The organism is Streptomyces sp. NBC_01334 (assembly GCF_035983595.1).
Classification (GTDB): Bacteria; Actinomycetota; Actinomycetes; order Streptomycetales; family Streptomycetaceae; genus Streptomyces; species Streptomyces coriariae.
In genome coordinates this window covers 173,522-190,182 of record NZ_CP130718.1, presented here as the reverse complement: position 1 = coordinate 190,182, position 16,661 = coordinate 173,522, and the positions used below count along the sequence as shown (strand labels likewise).

Here is a 16,661-nt window from a genome sequence, read left to right as displayed (position 1 = left end):
GGGCTGTGAGGCTGCCTCTGCAGGGCTGCCAGTGGCGGACTAACCGTGGGGCCGCCCCCGTCGCCTCGTCGAGGCCGACGGGCCAGGGCGGTGAGACGTTCGGGTCTCTGCAGAATTAGACCGACGCCCGCCGCACGGTGAGGCAGCGCGGTCCGGCAAGCAGTACGACACTGGTTGGCCCTGACGGTGGCCGCTGCTCAGTGCGCGGCGCAGCAGCAGAGCGAGCCGTGGCACGTGTAGCAACGTGGACGCCCGACGCACCGGCACGACTGCCCGCAGTTCACGGACTCGGTGTGCAACTTCACCTCGTCCGGGTTGCCCGGGGCGTACGCAGCGCGGCAGTCCCGGCAGGCAACCCGCCCAGGCTGGAGGTCTTCAGCACCTGACTTCGGGGGCGGCTCCGCGGCAGACGACGCCTCGAGGTCCCGCCCCGCGTGCGGGTCCTCGTCCTCGAAGAGCCGAAACACCACCACGTCGCTCCACTGGCCGGACATGGCCGCATCCTCTCAGACGGCCGCCGTCCCGACGCCGTGCCGTCGTCAATCCACCCATTGCGCGAACTATCAGGCGGATCGGCAACCCTGAGCCACAGAACGGGGCCCTACGCGACCGCACTCCGAGTCCCATCGGGGGTCTCGGAGGAGCCGAGGCCGCTGACAGTTCAGGCCCCCGCATCCGGCGATGTGAGCGGAGACGAAGCTGACGGGGGAGGGGCGCGACCGCGGACGTCCGTCGACTGCTGAGACCCCGGCCCGTGAACACGGCCGGGGTCTTCCGCTGTGCGAAGCCGCCGGCGGTGGCGGCGGTCGGCTCAGTCGGCGGCGAGCAGGTGGGCGGGGGCGATCCGGGACAGCCCCCGGATCGGCACCGTCAGAGCCGCCACCACCAGGGCGGTCGCCGCGAGCGTGGCCAGCAGCGCGGCGCCGACGACCGTGAACAGGTGTCCGTGCAGTACGCCCCGGCCGAGGGTCAGCACCCCGGCCAGGCCGGCCACCGCACCGGACAGGCCGCCCAGCAGAGCCAGTCCGATTCCCTCGTAGAGGGTCAGCTTCGCCAGCTGGCGGTTGGTCCAGCCGGTCGCCCGCAGCACCGCGAGATCGGCGGCGCGTTCGCGCTGCGAGATGACCAGGACGTCGATGGCGCCGGCGGCGCCCAGCAGCAAGGACAAGGCGACGCTGAGGTAGTCGGCCTCGCGTGCCTGCGCCACCACGGCGCTGCCGAGCAGCGACCCGGCCACCTCGCCCCGGAAGGCCAGCGTCAGGGCGAGCAGCACCGTGAAGGCGGCCACTCCCAGCGCCAGTCCTGCCGCACCCAGCAGCGTGCGGCCCCGCACCCGCAGCAGGTTGAGCATGGCCAGTCCGGCCACCGAACGCACCGGGCGTGCGCGGAGGGCCGCCGTCACCGGGGGTCGGACGGCTTCCATCGGTCCCAGCCGGGTGGCGAGCCAGGCGGGGATCAGTCCCGCCGCCGTGGCCAGGAGGAGCGCCACCGGGAGCACGAGGAGTGACTTGGAGCCGGCTTCGGACTGGCCCAGCACCCGGCCCAGCACGTATGCGAGTACCGTGCCCGCGGCTCCGGCGGCGAGGCCGATCACCGCCAGTTCGCCGAGGACCAGGCGGAGCACTTCGCCACCGCTCCAGCCCAGGCAGCGCAGCGTGCCGATCTCGATGCGACGTGAGCGCACCGAGGCCAGCGCAGCCTGGCCGAGGAAGAGCGCGCACACGACGAGGACCATCACGAAGAGCACCGCGCTCTTGGTGTCCACCGCCTTGAGAATGCGCAGTGCCACGCCCTTGGCGACCCAGCGCTCCGTCACCTGTGCCGAGGCACTCAGCGTCACCGTCTGCGGCGCGGGCGAGCTGCCGACGGTAACGTCGACCTGGAGCCGGGGGTAGGCGGCCCGGATCGCCCCGGCCACGGCGTTGACCCGAGCCCGGGAGGCGGTGTCGACGCCGGTCACTCCGGCCACCCGGATCCTGATCGCGCTGACCGGCGCCTTGTCCTGGAGGCTCGGGACCCGGCGGCTCTTGGTGAGCGCGGTGATGGAGTCCATCGTCGTCAGCATGGTGGGCGGCGGGCTGACGTAGCCGCCCAGGTTGCGGTCGGGCTGCAGCGGCTTGCCGTAGAGCTTCGCTCGGGTCGCGCTGTCCGCGCCGGTGACCTGCGGCGCCTGGTAGGTCTCCAACGGGGTGTCGGACAGGGGTGAGAAGCCGGGCAGTTCGCCGGTGTCGTAGCGGCCGACCAGGTGGATGAAGGGATTGGGCAGGCGTCCGGAGTCCACGCCGTCGCAGGTACCCAGCCCGATGCAGTTCGTGGCGGCGTGACTGGTCACCTTCCGGTACTGGGTGCCCTGGTGGTTCTCCTCGGGGACGTTGGTGAACGGTTGTTGGTCGAAGTTGGTGATCCACAGGCTGGGCTTCTGCGGCGGCTTCGGCTGCGCGGCGAGGTCGCCGTCGGAGGTCCGGCGGTAGGTGACCGGGCCGACCGTCCAGTAGGTCCCGGTGTCGAACGAGTTTTCGGTCAGTGCCTTCCGGTAGCCCTGGCTCAGGTCGACGCGGGTCCTGCCCACCGTGGTGCCGCGCAGGCCTCGGACGAAGCTGCTCGCTGTCGGGTTGCCCAGTTTCGAGGGCAGCTCCGCCGGGTCGCCGACGTCCAGCCGCTCTACGGTGGCGTCGAGCGTGCCGGTGGTCAGCGGGTTGTCGCTGAGCAGCGCCGGGATGTAGGAGTCGTGCTGTCCGTGGACGCTCTTGGCGGACGACACCGTCCACGGCTTGTCCTGCTCGGTGAGCATCCGGCCCGAGGCGATGGTGTCGCCCAGGCCCACCAGCCGGTCCTCGGCCACCGGGTCGATGGCGGACAGCAGCACGGGGTAGCTGACCGGAACGTCGATGGTGGCCTTGTCCTGGCCGGACTGGCAGTTCATCCGCGAACTCAGGTCCGGGTCGAACGGCGACTTGTCCCTGAGGTCCTCGGCGATGATGTTCGGCTTCAACGGCAGATTCAGGCTGAACTCGGTCTGCTCTGACTTGTCCCAGTTGAGGTAGAAGCAGACGTCGTACTTCCCCTTGATCCGATACCGCTGGGTGCTCTTGTCGGCCTCACCCGTTTCCAGGGTGTCGGACTCGAAGAGGCCGTCCGACTCCGACGCCGACGTCAGAGGGGAGCGGGTGAGGTAGACGTACTCGTCGGAGGTGCGGTAGGTGCCCAGTCCGGAGGTGAGCGTCGGGCTGATGCGCAGGATCTGCCGGGACGCCTCGCCGTCCAAGAAGCGGGACACGTCCACGGTGACGGTGCTCGCCACCATGAGGTAGCCGATGTTGGCGACCGGCGCGGCCACGTCGACCCCGGCCATGCCGTCGATGCGCCGGTACTGGTCCATCGTGATGCCACCGAACGTGCCGGACAGGAAGTTCGGCGAGACCAGACCGCTCTGCCGCTCCACGTCCGTCTGCGAGTCGGGCGGGCGTACCAGGACGTCGTACGCGGACCGTGCGTTCTTCCGTACCGTGCCCACGGTGGTCGCCTGGCTAGTGCTCACCGTCGCGGTCAGCAAGGTGAAACTGGTCGCCGCCACCAGGATTCCGGCGGCCAGGGCCAGCGCGCGCCCGCGCCGCCGCCGGAGCTGATCGAGGATCATCGCTATCACGGGCGCAGGCCCCCCAGCCGGTCCAGCACGTCGCCGGACGGTGTGATCCGCTGGTCCGAGGTGATCCTGCCGTCCTGCAGACGCACCACCCGGTCGCCGTTGGCGGCGACTTCCGCATCGTGGGATGCGATCAGCATCGTCATCCCGTAGCGCTCGCGCAGCGACATCAGCAGGTCGATGATCTCCCGCCCGATGACGCTGTCCAGGTTGCCCGTGGGCTCGTCGGCCAGTAACAGTCCCGGCCGGTTGATCAACGCGCGTGCGACGGCGACGCGTTGCTGCTGGCCGCCCGACAACTGCGAGGGCAGGGCGTCGGCCCGCTGGTCCAGGCCGACAGCTTCGAGCAGTTCCATGCCGCGCGCACGCCGGTCGAAGTCCACTCTGCGCGGCAGGACGGGGGCGAGCACGTTGTCCAGCACGGTCAGCGCGGACAGCAGGTGGAAGCGCTGGAAGACGAAGCCGATACGCCGCCGGTGACGGTCCAGGTCCCGGGGCGCCAGCTGTGTGCCGTCGATCTCGACGTGCCCCTCGTCGGGCTGGTCCATGCCGCCCGTCACATGCAGGACGGTGGATTTGCCGGCGCCGGACGGCCCGGTCAGCATCACCACCTCGCCGGCCGCGACCTCCAGGTCGACCTCGTCCAGAGCGGTCAGCCCGGGATACCGGCGGCTCACCCCGCGCAACGCCACGCTCACAGCCATTGATGCAGCCTCGCCCTCGTACATTGCGCCACATACATTGTGGCAATTCAGGGGTATGTTGTCACAATGTAGAAGGGACGTATATGCCGCTCCACCACGCCGTGCTCGCACTGCTGACCCGGCGACCGAATCACGGATACGAACTCAAGGCCCGGTTCGAGGAGGCCGTCGGTCCGCAGTGGGGTGGCCTGAACATCGGTCACCTCTACCAGATCCTCGAACGGCTGGTCCGTGACGGCTATGTCTCGCGCTCGCAGGTCACGCAGACCGACCGGCCCGACAAGAACCTCTACACGCTCACCGAGGCGGGCGAGGCCGAGCTGCGCTCGTGGGCGACCACCGCCTGGGTGCGCGTCGGCGGCTTCCGCGACGAGCTGTTCCTGAAGCTCCTCGGCGCTGTCGCGCTGGGCCCGCAGGCCCTGACCACGCTGATCGATTCGCAGCGGCAGACGTACCTGTCCGAGCTCGCGGGCCTGGCGCAGCAGCGCCGCGCCCACGCCGACGAGCCGCTGGTCGCCGTCCTGATCGACGCCGCCATCGCGCACACCAAGGCCGACCTCGGACTGCTGGACAGCGCCGCACAGCATCTGGTCCCGCTCGCCACGGCACAGAGCGCGCAGGCGCCGGAGCGCTCACCCGCACAGGTGCAGGGCGACGCCGACGAGACCGGCGGTCATGGCGGGACGAGAGGGGACCGTACAGAGTCCGCTTAGGGGCAATGCCGGGACTCTGTTGGTGATGTTCCCGGCGGGGCGCTGGTCGGTGATTGACATGATGGGCGGCGGCAAGATTTCAGCTGACTCCAGGGGGGGCGCCTATGACGTTCAGGACCGAAGCCGATTCCGGAGTCGCCGATCGGGACGAGTGGTCCTATGCACCGGCTGTCGGCGTCGGACCACTCCGGTTCGGCATGGCCGTCGAGGAAGTGGTCGAGGCGGCTCAGGTTCTCGGCCAGACGCAGGTCAGCGATTGCGCACGGGATCACGCGATCTTCTCGCCGACTTGGAAGATCGAGGTCCGTCGCGGGGCAGCCCCTTTTCCGCTGGCCGTCACGGCTTACGTGAGCCGGGCTGTGGGGTTGTTCTGCATCGCAGCCGATGCCGTCCACGGTCCCCAGGTGGGGTACGACGGAGTCTCGCTGGTCGGAAGGGACCTGTCGGAACTGGAGGGCGACGCAATCGCGCATGCCGAGGCAGTGGACGGGCACTTTCGCTACACGCCCGAGGGCTATGCGGGACCGGATGATCCCGGGGTGGTCATGCGGGGGCAACTCGTCGGGCAGGTCCTGCGATCGCGTCCGTTGTTCATGGTGAGGCGCGACGGCGCGAACACCGAATGGGACTCGATGCCTTCCGAGGAGCGTCGCCGCGGTCAGTCAGCGCCTCACGTGGCGAGGGGTTGAAGACGTCGTCTCATGTGGCGAGTCGGCGGTGGCAAATGAGGGTGCAGGCGATAGCGGTGAAGGCCAGGAAGTGTTCAGCCTTGCGCTCGTAACGGTCCCGCAACACCGTCGCTTCGGGCAACCAGACCTTGACCTGGAACGATGCGGGAAGGCTCACTCAGGTAAGAGCTTGGCGTCGCGGTCGGGATCTGGGGACTCCTTCCAGGTCTTGGTGCGCTGGAAGGTGATGCCGCGGCGCGACAGCAGGCACCGTAAGGCTTCCCGGCCGATGCGGATGACACGCCCGTGCACACGGCGCAGGTAGGCGGCGAGTTTGCGGATCGACCAGCGGGTGAAGGGCTGACCGAGCTTGCTGGGGCGGGTGGTGGCCATCTGGACGACGAGTCCTCGTCGTCAGGGGTGAGCAGGCGGGGACGGCCTCCCGCCCATCGAGGGTCCAGGCAGGCCAGGCCGATCTCGTTGAACCGGTGGATCACATCCCGGACGGTGTCCTCGTCGGCCTGGACCAGCTGTGCGATCACCGGGACGCGGTTTCCGCCGGCGGACGCCAGCAACATCATCGCCCGCCGGTAGCGCACCGAGTTGGTACTTCCCCGGCGCACGATCTGCTGCAGCTTCTGCCCTTCCTGATCGGTCAGTCTGCGCACCCGCACAGGCTCAGCCACCACACCTCCAGCGGTCGGAACCGACGTCACCGCCCATCCAACCGCCCCAACCACCAACCCGGCGAACGTTCCCGGTCACAGCACTAGTCTGCACACACCGCCCCGAAGGAAGTGCTCCGGAATCTCCCGGCAGTGAGCCCTTGCCTTCGCCCACCCGCAGGGAGCAAGATCCTCGCGCCGATCAAACGAAGTTCGGGTGCCTGCAGTTGATGGAGCTCTAATGAGTGGCTTGGCCTGGTGCATCGTGCTCGTCACTGCCTGGATGAGCTGGTCTGTCTGGCGTATGGACGTGCTGCCAGCCTGGTGGCGCTGGCTGCCGATGCTGCTTCTCGCCGCCGGAGTGGCGGGGATTGTCTCCGCGTCGGAGCAGATGTTCGGCACCCCGGCGGACCGGATCGTCGCGGGTTCGAGCCTCGTCCTGGTCCTGGCCGCCTGGGCGGTGAGTCTGCGGGAACGCCGAAGGCGGGGTACTGGCCGACACTAGGGTGCGTCCCTCGTGTGCACCGGAACTCGGTAGCGGTCGACAGGGGCACAGGCCCGCCTCTTGAGAAGCGCGCCAAAGCGACGCTCGCGGCTACGACGGCAGAGGACGACGGTGGGCGGTCAGCCAGCGGCTCATTCTGAAACAATCAGTTAGAGGGCGTTTACATCACTTTTAGTGCGTTCTTAACTGGTATGTGGTCTGGCTGTGATGAGGCCAGTGATCCTGGAGGTGCTGGCGGGTCCTGAGGGGTGATGACCCCGTGGTCTCGCCCGCACTCCTCCTGTTTCATCCCGGGATGCGCCGTCGTACACCGTTCGCCTCGCGCGCCTGGTGCACGCTCCTGGGCCAGGCCGGCAGCTGGCCTGTACTCCAGAATCATGGCTGAGCGTCGTCGCTATCCGAGTGATCTGTCCGATGCCCGCTGGGAGTTGGTCGAGCCAGTCCTGACCGCATGGCGGGCCGAACGCCGCGGCCGCGGGCTGGACATCGGCTGACCGCCCAACCATGACCTGCGCAGTCTCCTGGACGCAGTCCTCTACGTGAACCGCACCGGGATCCCCTGGCGCTACCTCTCGCACGACTACCCGCACTGGAACACCGTCTACGCCTACTTCGCCCGATGGCAGGTGGAAGGCGTATTCGACCAGCTCAACAGCCTGCTGAGGCGTCAAGTGCGCTGGAAGGAAGGCCGGGAGGAGGAACCGAGTGCGTGCGTCATTGACTCCCAGAGCATCAAGACCTCTACCAACGTCCCCGCGGCCGGCCAGGGCATCGACGCCGGCAAGAAGATCGTGGGCCGCAAGCGGAGCATCGTGATCGACACGGTCGGCCTGCTCCTCGAGGTTCTGGTCACCGCGGCCGGCGTGCAGGACTCGATCGCCGGCCAGGCCCCTATCGAGAAGGTCGCCGCCAAGCACCCCGCCGTCCGCAAGACCTGGGTCGACGGCGGCTACCGCCGGCACCTCGTTGAGCACGCCGCAACCCTCGGCATCGACATGCACATCGTCCGACGCGCCCCCTCCACCAGGGGATTTGCCGTCCTGCCTCGCCGTTGGACCGTCGAGCGCACGCTCGGTTGGCTGATGAATCACCGCCGCCTCGCCCGCGCCTACGAAGCCAAACTCCACCGCTCCGAAGCCATGATCTACGTCGCGATGATCAACCTCATGACTCGTCGCCTCACTCACGAATCCACCCCTACATGGCGGGGCACCTAGAACCCACCAAATCGTGACATAAAGGGACTAAACATTAGGAGGAAACACCCTCTTAGCTTGCGTTTTAACCTCTGCCTCGATCAGTTGTGGCTGGTCGAGGCAGACAAGAGAACTCGCACGGAGCTGAGCGCCATCAGCTGCGCTAGCTCTCAATCTTCATGCGACACACCGAGGTCGTAGCGCATAGCGGTTCTCATAGTTCGGAGCATCTCCCAGACCTCGTACTGCGCCTGGGCCGCGGTCTCCATCGTTTCGCCTGGTTCGGGGGCACCGCGTTCGAGGCGCTTGACCTGGCCGTAGACCTTGTTCAGGGCTTGGTTGACGACACTCGCTCGCCTGAGTACCTGTTCGGGGGCGATCATCTGTGCTTCGGAGTATCGATCGCGGTGCGCGTTCTTCGCTTCCTCGAGTGCGTCGCTGTCGCCCTCCGCCACGCCGCGTTCCCTCATGACGTGCAGGTGGCGGTTGAGTGCGGTGGTGAACTGCCGAGCATCCCGGTTGAGTTCCACATAGCAGGTGCGTCGCAGCGAACGGGCCTCGCGGACCTCCTCATGGTCTCGAACGAGCTCTATCTCCAGGCGCTTGGCTCGTTCGGAGCCGCGCTGGGTGAGTAGCGACCCTCCCAGGGTTCCTGCGACGCCTGCGACAGCGATGATCACTGAGCTGAGATCCACCGACGTACCCCGTGAAATTCTTCGGCCTCGTGCCCGCTGCACATGGCCCAGGCCGTCAAGTTTGCCGCTCCTCGGTGCGCCGGGGTTTGGTGCCCTTCTTGTGGTGGGCGGGGCGGCTGTATGCCTCGCCGGTGGCCAGGACTCTGCCCACGTCATGACGGGTGGCTGGGCGGCGGTTCTTCGAACCCGGCGGCCGGCCAGGCCCCGGACGAGACAGTTTCGGTGCACTCGCCGGGGAGCCGGTCTTCCTGCACAGGTTCCTGAACCCTCTGCGGACCCGGGCGGGCGTGAGCCTGTTCGGCGGAGCCGGTTTCTCCCAGGGCCGCCGGAGTTCGGTGGCCAGCGGCCGCGCGAGCCGGAGCTGGGCATAGGCGGCAATCACCAGCCACGTCCACCGGTCGGCAGCCTCCGAGCTGCGGAGACGGGGCTTGGTCCACCCAAGTGTCTGCTTGAACAGGCGGAAAGTGTGCTCAAGGTCGAAGCGGCGGAGGAAGGACTGCCAGCAGCGGTCGACATCGGCCTTGGTGGCGGCGGCGCCCGACCACCACAGCCAGACCGGCTTGTTCACCCCGCCGCTGGGTAGCTTCTGCACGGTGAGGCGGATGACGGTGCCTTCGATGATGGGTAGCGGACCGTCATAGTCGATCCAGGCCGCCCGGCGGGTGAGCCGCGGGTGCAGGCGTCCCATGCCTGCGCGGTCGCCTTGCCGTAAAGGCGGGTGTCGGTGGCCGTCACGGCCTGCTCAATACCCCACGTGGAGGGGTCACCGAAGACGAACTCGCCTCCGTGCTTGGGTGGTCGGCCGCCCTTGGGGTCGTAGACCCGCGGCGGTGTCGGCCGGCGCATGACTCGGTCGGAGCGGAGTCTGCCGAGGATCTCGACGGGCAGATCGGTCAGCAGGTGGGCGATGCGGGGTGCGTCGTATCCGGCGTCCAGCACGACCAGGACTTCGGGGTCGCTCGGCTTCCACTGGCCGGCGGCGACGAGCCGGTCGACCAGCTCGCTGACGGCCAAAGAGGCTCCGCCCCGACTATCGGGGCGGAGCCTCTGCGCTGGAAACGGAATCCGCTGCGCTCAGGTTCGAGACCCGTTTCCGAGCTGGCGAGATGCTCCCGCGCGGCTTCGGTCCGTTCCCCTGTGGCCTCAACCGCTACCGGCGCGGCGCCCGCAAGCACCCGCCCCCGGACATTACGTCGAAGGTCGACGAGGCGGTGCGGCAACGCTGGCAGCCCCGGGTCCGCAAGCGCCGCCGCCGGCAGGCAGCCACCGCCACCGGCGTCACAGTGGAGACACAGGCCCGCTTCGGCTACACCGCACCCGTCGGCACGACCGACGACGGCCGCTTCCGCCGCCTCACCGTCCACCTCCCCCCGCCCTACGCACAGCGCCTCTTCGACGCCCGCGACCAGGGAGCCGGCGACCAGGAGATGCGCGCGATCATCGCCGAAGGCTTCAAGGACATCTACTTCCAGGACGGCGGCACGCGCGCACAGGGCCTCAGCGACGTCGAGATCAACGACATCGACTACCTCGACCTGGACTACTGATGACGCCGACGGAAAGCGATCTGCCCATCCCCGCTTCCGCGGCTTCGCGTCGCGCGTACCGTGGCGGGAGGACCTGCCAGGAGGTGCCGATGAGCGCGCAGCCCGAACAAGCCCCCGCCCCGCCGGCCCCGGACGCCGCCGCCCAGCTGCTCGTACAGCTGCGCGCCGACCGCCGCGCCGACACCTGGGTGCCGGCCTTCGAGCGGGACTGGGCCAAGGCCCTGGAGGACTCCCGCCACAGCTACAGCCTCACCCCGCTGCACGACGTCGTGCGGACCTGGCAGCTGCGGGTCGCCGCGGCCCCGGCCGTCGACGCCTACATGGACTCCGGCCGCGACGAGTCCGGCTTCGTGGACCTGGACGACGTCCTCGGCACCCGCCGGTGAACGGTCAGCCGTGGACGGTGCGCCTGTCCCCGCAGGCCGCAAAGGTGCTCACCGAGCTTCCCGCGCCCGCCAAGGAGATGGTCCGCGACATCCTGGACATCGCCGTGCGTTCCCCGTGGGGCTGGCCCCAGTGGAACGCCGGGGACCCCGAAGGCGAGGACGTCCGCGCCGCCTCCATCGGACAGCTGTCCGTCGTCTACGTGATCAACCGCCTCACCCGGCGCCTGTCCGTCCTGGATGTCGTCTGGATCGGGTAGCCGCCCGCGATCACGCCCCGACCGACGCCGACGCCGGCGATGCTGCGGGCGGTCGGCCACATGGAACAGAGCCTCAACCCCGCCCTCCGCATGTCGGTGCGCCAGATGCTGACCGAGCATCGTCGACTGCGGACTACTCAGAACGATCTAGGTACTCGCGCCCAAGCGGAGCACGGTGCCCGCTGCCTAGCATCCGGAGCATGAGTTCCGTTGAGCAGACAGTCGGGTCGAGCGAACAGCTGACGGCACGTAAGCACAGGGGCACGACATCGTTTGTGCTGGGCACTGCCGCCGTCGCCATGTTGATGTGCCCGTTTCTGCCTGCCTGGGTCCCGAACGGGGTCCGCTTCTTTCCCGTGTACTTCATCGTGCCCGCGGGGATCGGTGCGGTCGTCTGCGGCCTTGTCGCGCTGCACAGGGCGCGGTGCCAGGAGGAGGCGACTCCCTCCCGGGCGCGGGCGGGAGTCGCACTCGGCACGACGGCGGTTGTGCTGTCGCTGGCCGTGATCTGCTGGGCGATCTGGGCGCTGAACCAGGCCTACCAGTAGAGGCTGGCTCTGCTCGCGAGATCGGACAGCATTTATTCACCGGATCGGGAGGCACCTGGCCGACTCTCCCGAATCGAAATACTCACGGGTTCGGACAACACGGGCACCTGTAAGCGTGACCGGTGGGGTGCCTTAACGTCTCCATCCATGAGTCGAACTACGCCGCCCCGCCCGGTGAACGTCGAGGCGCTCTTCCCGAAGCTGGGCGCGTTGCGCGGTACGACGACCCGGTTGCACCCGCGGCCGGGACGTCCGGACGCGTCGGTCAGCTCGGTCGGCGGCCCTTTGCTGTGGCCGGCCGACGAACCGTGGCCGGTCTGCACCGAGCCGCACAAGCGCAGTAGCGGGTACCGCATCGCGGACATTCGGCGTGAGCGCCAGGTGCTCGCGGATGTCTGGGCCCGTGGCCGGCCCACCGACGAGGAACGGGTCCTTCTCGAGGAGCTCGGTCGCAGGCACCGCGAGCGGGAGATCGCCGACACCGATCCGATGCCGCTGATCGGCCTGGTCCAGCTGTACCGGCGGGACGTGCCAGATCTCCCGCCCGGCCCGGACACATGTGACCTGCTCCAGGTCTTCTGGTGTCCGTTCGAGGCCCATGGTCCCAGCCGCTACGGCTTGGCCCCGCACGTGCGCTGGCGCCACTCCGACCAGGTCGCCGTGCCGCTGGACACTCCGCCGCAGCCGGCGCTGGTCGGCTTCAAGGGCGCGGTCGCCGAGCCATGCGTGCTGCACCCGGAACAGGTCGTCACCTACCCGTACGCCGACTCACTGCCGGCCAGGCTGTGGCGAAAGATCGACTCCTGGGAGGACGCGGAGGAGCGCAGAGCGGAACGACGCGGCCTGGACGACGAGCCGGTCACCTACCACCATGACCTGTCGATTCCCCAGGGCTGCCGCGTGGGTGGATTCCCCTCCTGGCACACGACCGACCCCCACCCGATGAACTGCGAAGCCTGCGCCGCACCGATGATCCTGCTGTTGACCCTCGACAGCTGGGAGTGGAGCGGCGCCAACGGCAGCTGGATGCCCCAAGAGGAATGGGCCCTCGCCGAGCGCCTACGGGACCGGTGCCCCACGCAGCTCACGATCGGCCGAGACGGCCTGCTGAACATCTTCGCCTGCCCCACCGAGCCCGGACACCCGCACCGATGGAGCCTCCAATAGGCCGGACAGAACTTCTCGGACCGGGTGCTGTCACCTGCCGTGAACATCGAACAGGACACCGCGCAGGTGCCTCCCGCACCCGTGAACAACTGACTTCATAACTCGGTTCTGGCACAGATCTTGGGGAGTCGTCGCGGAGAGTCATCGCGGTGTTCGAGGACGATGGTGTCCTATCTCGTCCAATCGAGGCGTCTACTCAGCGAATCCAGTTGCTTGGCTGGCGCGGCCCGTCATTCAGCCGTGCGAATGTTCGCCGTGCAGGTGCTCAGAGCGGGACTGGAGGATGCCCAGGGCCTCGTGGATCGAGCAGCCGAGGTGGTCTCGGAGCAGTTTGATGGCCTTGATGGTCATGCCGCTGAGGATCTCTTTGTCTGCGAATGAGAGCGGGCCGGCCGTCCGCGAGCGCCACCGCCACGTCCATGCCCCGGCCACCTTCTCCGTGAAGGCAACGGGTGCGGTGTGGTCCAGGAGGAAGACGAAGTGCTGGGCTATGCGCTGCCGCCATTCATCAAGCTCGCCGTCGCCGTCCAGGCGCAGGTTGGAGTTCCAGGCTGCCTGGGCGAGAACCGATACAAACAGCCCGAGGAAGTCCGTCTTCAGCAGGTCATCCGCGTGCTCGATCAGAATCGCGAGGTCCTGGTTCCCGTGGCCGGGACCGTGCCAGTCGTGGAGGCAGTCGACGAGTGCGTCCCAGTTGTGGCCGAAGTAGCCGAGGAGCGACAGCTCCCGGGCGAAGGTGCGGAAGACGGACGTCAGATCCCGCATTTTCCCGGCCGTCCAGCCGCAGGACCAGACCGTTTCGCTGCACGAGCGCGGCCGTTTCCGACGCCAGCCATGGGTCGGCCGGGGAGGTGAACACGACCCACGGGGAGCGGTGTTCCGCCAGAGTGGGCTTGGTCATCATGGGTGAGATCCTTGCACGGCATTTGCTCGGAGCCCGAGCGATTAAAGGAGGGTAGATCGTGCTCGACGAGCACCGTCCGCCCTGGTCAGGAGGTTGCCGATGACCATCTTCAAGGCGGACGGATAGCGGGAGGGTTGAGCTTGGGTGCCGTCCTTGTGTTGCGGGGGTACTGCAGCAGGATCACGTGACAGCCGGACTCACTCTCCACTGGAGCTCCGGCAGCATCGAGGGCGCCGTCAACCGCGTAAAGAAGATCAAAAGGCAGCTCAACGGACGAGCTGTCCACGGCTTGGCCGAGGCCCTGCCACAGGTGGAACCGGTCGGCGACCTGCAACCGCGCCGGGCACCCTCGGGGTAGGCGCCCGCCGGTCCCGGCAGATGATCTCCACGCCGGGGTGGCGGATCAGCCAGCCGGCCAGCGGCTCGGCTTCACGGGTCGCGAGCACATCGACCACGCGATGGTCTTCGACGCTGGTCAAGACCGTGGAGTAGGTCTGGCCACGACGGATCGTGAAGTCGTCCACGCCCAGCACACGCGGAGTGCTGAACTGAGGATCAGGCAATGCCATGACTCTACGTAACAAGGTCATCCGGCCTGCACCGAAGCCCAGCTGGGCATCCCGTCCGACGCGCGCACCTCAAGATCGGCTACTGGGGAGCCCCGCACCGTCATCCGACTGCCTTTCAGAGGGACATCGACCAGCACGAGATCCCTCGGCCCACCTCCTGGCGACGCCTTGGCATCTGACCTCGACGCCTTCAAGATCCCCGAGTCAAGTTCAGACACCGCAGAATTCGGCGTCGACGAGACGCTGTTCGTGGATGTTCCAGTCGCCGTTGAAGTTCAGCGACAGCACGTGATCTCCGTCTGCCGTCGCCATGGTCTGCGAGATGGAGCCCTGAATGCCGCCGTTGTGCCCCCATATCTCGGTACCGCACGACAACGTCATCCTCATCAGTCCCAGGCCGTAGGAGAAGGTGGGCATGTTCTTGATCGAGACGGTCGTCATCATCTCCTTCAGTTGAGGCTCCTCCAGGAGCCGACCGGAGAACAGGGCCCGGTAGAACCGGTTGAGGTCTTGATTGCTGGAGATCATCTCTCCTGCGGCGCCCGCGAATGAGGGGTTGAGTTCGGTGACGTCGTAGATCGCGCTGTTCGGCTCTCCCGGCCCGGCAAGCTCCCCGGTCAGCTTCGAGTAGGCGCGTCCGCTGGGTCCGGGGACGCGGGCGCGGGTGCCCGGCAGACTGGTGGAATCCAGGTGCAGGGGGCGCAGGATGCGCTGCTCGATCTCGTAGGCGTAGGAGTGGCCGGTAGCCTTCTGGATCACCATGGAGGCGATGACGTAGTTGGTGTCGGAATAGCTCCAGTCGTCGCCGGGGGCAAAGGCCGGCCGGTGTGCCATGGCGAGTCGGACGATCTGGGAGGGCGTCCAGGTGGCGTAGCGGTACTTGAAGAAGTCGGTGCCGAACTCCTTGCGCTTGAATTCCTCGTCATCGGTGTAGCTGTAGATGCCGCTGGTGTGGTTGAGGATCTGCCGTAGCGTGATCTCGCCGCCGTCGTGCCCGTTGCCCTGCACCAGGCCCGGCAGCCAATGGTCCACCGTGTCGTCCAGGCTCAGCTTCCCCTCCTCCTCCAACTGGAGCATCGACGTGGCCACGAACGTCTTGGTGATCGAACCGACCCGGAAGCGGTCATCGGCCTGCGGCTTGCGGCCGGTTGCCAGATCCGCAGTGCCCGCAACTCCCGCCCAGATGTCGCGCCCCTGCTCGACGAGCACGATGCCCCCGGGCGCCCCGTCCTGGACGACCGAGTCCAGGGCCGCCCGGGTGGCCGCGTGCCCGCCTCGTGTCGCGGAAGCGTCCGCCCTGCCGACAGCCGACGCCGGCAGGGTGAGACCGGCGCTCATCACGACCGTGGCGACCGCCCCGACGACAGCGACCCGCAGCCTGTGCTCCCCCCGGCTGCGGCCACCCCTCGTGGACGTACGTGACCCGTTGGCTGCGTATCCGTGCTCGTACAAGAAAAAATCCCGTCACTGGTGGGGGACGACCTGATCTGGACCCAGTATTTTCGATCAAGGTCCGGACCGGGATACCGCCAACCACCTGCTTGAAGGTGGGGTTACCCCCCCGCCAGCCGGTGGAAGGGACGGGTGGGTGGGTGCGCGGTCGGGGGATCGGGGCGGTTGGAGGTGTGTTGCGCGTCGGCAGCCGCCTCCGCGCCCCAGCTTCGAAAAGCCGGTAGATAGCCCCAGAGCACTCTCCGGGCCATCCCGCTGGCTCCCGAAGAGCTTCAGCAACACTCATGCGCGCCCGACCACAGCCAACCGTGCACGAGGTCGTTAGGGCGCGAACCTTGTTGGAAGCAGTGGCGGGGTGGGGTGATTTTGCCTAAAGCGCTGCGTGAGGATCCCCGGCGTACTGGAATTGCCTGACAGGGGTGCGGCCTCAAGGACGTGCCGCGGGGCATTTGAGGGGGCGGCATGGGCGGTATCGGATGGCAACGGCTTCCTGACGATCTACCGGACGAGGCCCGTGAGCTCGCGGAGGAGCTGCGGATGCTGTTCGGCTCGTTAGAACTCTCGATGCGCCGCTACGCACTGCGCTGCCACTGTGACGTGTCGACCGTCTCCCGCTACCTCAACGGATTGCATACCCCGCCGTGGTCCTTCATCGAGGGCCTGTTGTCGCACGCAGCTCAGGGACGCGCGGAGACAGTGACACAGGAGGCGGCGACCCACCTGCCCGCCTGCACCGCAAAGCCGTCACGTCCTCCGGAGCAGCCAAGGGCAAGGCCCAGCAACTCCACATACTCCTGGAGCAGGCCGACGAGGACGCCAGACAATCCCAGGCTCGCGAACAGATGGCCGCCGACATGCTGCACGAGCGGCAGTTCCGTGTTCAGCAACTGCAGGTCCAACTTCGCGCAGTCGAGGCGGCCCGAGCGGTTGACCAGGACGAGTACGACAACGCCCTGGCACAACAGCACCAGCAGCAAGAAGCCCTGAGAAACAGTTCGTCGTGCGTGTCCTCCCGCTTCCGTTCCGCTGCCGCCGTGCATTC

At 67.8% G+C, this 16,661-nt stretch carries 15 protein-coding genes and 6 pseudogenes; 11 read left to right on the top strand and 10 right to left on the bottom strand.

Annotated elements, in window-relative coordinates:
* Window positions 1-811 precede the first annotated feature (811 nt).
* Both OG736_RS00885 and OG736_RS00880 read right to left on the bottom strand, forming a co-directional pair.
* On the bottom strand, window positions 812-3,637 hold the full coding sequence (locus OG736_RS00885) for an ABC transporter permease (RefSeq protein ID WP_327180629.1): 2,826 nt from the start codon (window positions 3,635-3,637) through the stop codon (window positions 812-814).
* A 5-nt stretch (window positions 3,638-3,642) separates the two neighbouring features.
* A complete protein-coding gene (locus OG736_RS00880) occupies window positions 3,643-4,347 on the bottom strand; it encodes an ABC transporter ATP-binding protein (RefSeq protein ID WP_327180628.1) in 705 nt (234 codons plus the stop codon).
* Window positions 4,348-4,430: 83 nt separating this feature from the next.
* Between OG736_RS00880 and OG736_RS00875 the strand changes: the two genes are divergently transcribed.
* Both OG736_RS00875 and OG736_RS00870 read left to right on the top strand, forming a co-directional pair.
* A complete protein-coding gene (locus tag OG736_RS00875) occupies window positions 4,431-5,060 on the top strand; it encodes a PadR family transcriptional regulator (protein WP_327180627.1) in 630 nt (209 codons plus the stop codon).
* Window positions 5,061-5,164: 104 nt separating this feature from the next.
* Complete coding sequence (locus OG736_RS00870) at window positions 5,165-5,749, top strand: hypothetical protein (RefSeq protein WP_327180626.1); 585 nt, start codon at window positions 5,165-5,167, stop codon at window positions 5,747-5,749.
* A 10-nt stretch (window positions 5,750-5,759) separates the two neighbouring features.
* On the opposite strand, the pseudogene OG736_RS47165 reads toward OG736_RS00870, so the two are convergent.
* Together OG736_RS47165 and OG736_RS00865 are read right to left on the bottom strand one after the other, a co-directional pair.
* A pseudogene (locus tag OG736_RS47165) lies at window positions 5,760-5,852 on the bottom strand (IS5/IS1182 family transposase); the annotation flags it as partial.
* A gap of 62 nt (window positions 5,853-5,914) precedes the next feature.
* A pseudogene (locus OG736_RS00865) lies at window positions 5,915-6,414 on the bottom strand (helix-turn-helix domain-containing protein); the annotation flags it as partial.
* 262 nt (window positions 6,415-6,676) lie between these two features.
* On the opposite strand from OG736_RS00865, the gene OG736_RS00860 reads away from it, so the two are divergent.
* Entirely contained in the window at window positions 6,677-6,898 is a 222-nt protein-coding gene (locus OG736_RS00860; RefSeq protein ID WP_327180625.1) for a hypothetical protein, read from the top strand.
* Between the two features lie 377 nt (window positions 6,899-7,275).
* A pseudogene (locus OG736_RS00855) lies at window positions 7,276-8,115 on the top strand (IS5 family transposase).
* A gap of 149 nt (window positions 8,116-8,264) precedes the next feature.
* Here the strand turns inward: OG736_RS00855 and OG736_RS00850 are convergent.
* Window positions 8,265-8,774, bottom strand: a complete 510-nt coding sequence (locus OG736_RS00850) for a hypothetical protein (protein ID WP_327180624.1) — start codon at window positions 8,772-8,774, stop codon at window positions 8,265-8,267.
* A gap of 70 nt (window positions 8,775-8,844) precedes the next feature.
* Window positions 8,845-9,851 (bottom strand): annotated as a pseudogene (locus tag OG736_RS00845) (transposase); the annotation flags it as partial.
* A gap of 44 nt (window positions 9,852-9,895) precedes the next feature.
* On the opposite strand from OG736_RS00845, the gene tpg reads away from it, so the two are divergent.
* The 5 genes from tpg (at window position 9,896) to OG736_RS00820 (ending at window position 12,694) form a co-directional block, all read left to right on the top strand.
* Window positions 9,896-10,336, top strand: a complete 441-nt coding sequence (tpg, locus tag OG736_RS00840; RefSeq protein ID WP_327180623.1) for a telomere-protecting terminal protein Tpg — start codon at window positions 9,896-9,898, stop codon at window positions 10,334-10,336.
* 89 nt (window positions 10,337-10,425) lie between these two features.
* Window positions 10,426-10,722 (top strand): DUF6247 family protein, encoded by a 297-nt coding sequence (locus OG736_RS00835; RefSeq protein WP_327180622.1) that lies wholly within the window; start codon window positions 10,426-10,428, stop codon window positions 10,720-10,722.
* A complete protein-coding gene (locus tag OG736_RS00830; RefSeq protein WP_327180621.1) occupies window positions 10,719-10,979 on the top strand; it encodes a hypothetical protein in 261 nt (86 codons plus the stop codon). The genes OG736_RS00835 and OG736_RS00830 overlap by 4 nt, the downstream gene beginning before the upstream one ends.
* Before the next feature lie 200 nt (window positions 10,980-11,179).
* Window positions 11,180-11,527 carry a hypothetical protein gene (locus OG736_RS00825; RefSeq protein WP_327180620.1) on the top strand — a complete coding sequence of 116 codons (348 nt, stop codon included), beginning with the start codon at window positions 11,180-11,182 and terminating at the stop codon, window positions 11,525-11,527.
* Between the two features lie 147 nt (window positions 11,528-11,674).
* Entirely contained in the window at window positions 11,675-12,694 is a 1,020-nt protein-coding gene (locus OG736_RS00820; RefSeq protein ID WP_327180619.1) for a DUF1963 domain-containing protein, read from the top strand.
* 234 nt (window positions 12,695-12,928) lie between these two features.
* Here OG736_RS00820 and OG736_RS00815 read toward each other — a convergent pair whose 3' ends face one another.
* Window positions 12,929-13,459, bottom strand: coding sequence for a barstar family protein (locus tag OG736_RS00815; protein ID WP_327180618.1), 531 nt, complete (start codon window positions 13,457-13,459; stop codon window positions 12,929-12,931).
* Between the two features lie 308 nt (window positions 13,460-13,767).
* Here OG736_RS00815 and OG736_RS47160 point away from each other — a divergent pair.
* Window positions 13,768-13,956 (top strand): annotated as a pseudogene (locus OG736_RS47160) (hypothetical protein); the annotation flags it as partial.
* On the opposite strand, the gene OG736_RS47155 reads toward OG736_RS47160, so the two are convergent.
* Together OG736_RS47155 and OG736_RS00810 are read right to left on the bottom strand one after the other, a co-directional pair.
* Window positions 13,865-14,167 carry a transposase gene (locus tag OG736_RS47155; protein ID WP_442816987.1) on the bottom strand — a complete coding sequence of 101 codons (303 nt, stop codon included), beginning with the start codon at window positions 14,165-14,167 and terminating at the stop codon, window positions 13,865-13,867. The pseudogene OG736_RS47160 and the gene OG736_RS47155 overlap by 92 nt on opposite strands.
* 210 nt (window positions 14,168-14,377) lie before the next feature.
* The gene (locus OG736_RS00810) at window positions 14,378-15,505 is read right to left on the bottom strand and encodes a serine hydrolase domain-containing protein (protein ID WP_327180617.1); all 1,128 of its coding nucleotides are present in this window, start codon (window positions 15,503-15,505) and stop codon (window positions 14,378-14,380) included.
* Window positions 15,506-16,081: 576 nt separating this feature from the next.
* Between OG736_RS00810 and OG736_RS47150 the strand changes: the two are divergent.
* Window positions 16,082-16,252, top strand: a pseudogene (locus OG736_RS47150) (response regulator); the annotation flags it as partial.
* A 44-nt stretch (window positions 16,253-16,296) separates the two neighbouring features.
* On the opposite strand, the gene OG736_RS00805 reads toward OG736_RS47150, so the two are convergent.
* A complete protein-coding gene (locus tag OG736_RS00805; RefSeq protein ID WP_327180616.1) occupies window positions 16,297-16,659 on the bottom strand; it encodes a hypothetical protein in 363 nt (120 codons plus the stop codon).
* Window positions 16,660-16,661: the final 2 nt, after the last annotated feature.

Coding starts and splice junctions, on each gene's coding strand:
- OG736_RS00885 (WP_327180629.1), bottom strand. CDS start 3,637: ATGATCCTCGATCAGCTCCGGCGGCGGCGCGGGCGCGCGCTGGCCCTG.
- OG736_RS00880 (WP_327180628.1), bottom strand. CDS start 4,347: ATGGCTGTGAGCGTGGCGTTGCGCGGGGTGAGCCGCCGGTATCCCGGG.
- OG736_RS00875 (WP_327180627.1), top strand. CDS start 4,431: ATGCCGCTCCACCACGCCGTGCTCGCACTGCTGACCCGGCGACCGAAT.
- OG736_RS00870 (WP_327180626.1), top strand. CDS start 5,165: ATGACGTTCAGGACCGAAGCCGATTCCGGAGTCGCCGATCGGGACGAG.
- OG736_RS00860 (WP_327180625.1), top strand. CDS start 6,677: ATGAGCTGGTCTGTCTGGCGTATGGACGTGCTGCCAGCCTGGTGGCGC.
- tpg (WP_327180623.1), top strand. CDS start 9,896: ATGCTCCCGCGCGGCTTCGGTCCGTTCCCCTGTGGCCTCAACCGCTAC.
- OG736_RS00835 (WP_327180622.1), top strand. CDS start 10,426: ATGAGCGCGCAGCCCGAACAAGCCCCCGCCCCGCCGGCCCCGGACGCC.
- OG736_RS00825 (WP_327180620.1), top strand. CDS start 11,180: ATGAGTTCCGTTGAGCAGACAGTCGGGTCGAGCGAACAGCTGACGGCA.
- OG736_RS00820 (WP_327180619.1), top strand. CDS start 11,675: ATGAGTCGAACTACGCCGCCCCGCCCGGTGAACGTCGAGGCGCTCTTC.
- OG736_RS00815 (WP_327180618.1), bottom strand. CDS start 13,459: ATGCGGGATCTGACGTCCGTCTTCCGCACCTTCGCCCGGGAGCTGTCG.
- OG736_RS47155 (WP_442816987.1), bottom strand. CDS start 14,167: ATGGCATTGCCTGATCCTCAGTTCAGCACTCCGCGTGTGCTGGGCGTG.
- OG736_RS00810 (WP_327180617.1), bottom strand. CDS start 15,505: ATGAGCGCCGGTCTCACCCTGCCGGCGTCGGCTGTCGGCAGGGCGGAC.
- OG736_RS00805 (WP_327180616.1), bottom strand. CDS start 16,659: ATGCACGGCGGCAGCGGAACGGAAGCGGGAGGACACGCACGACGAACT.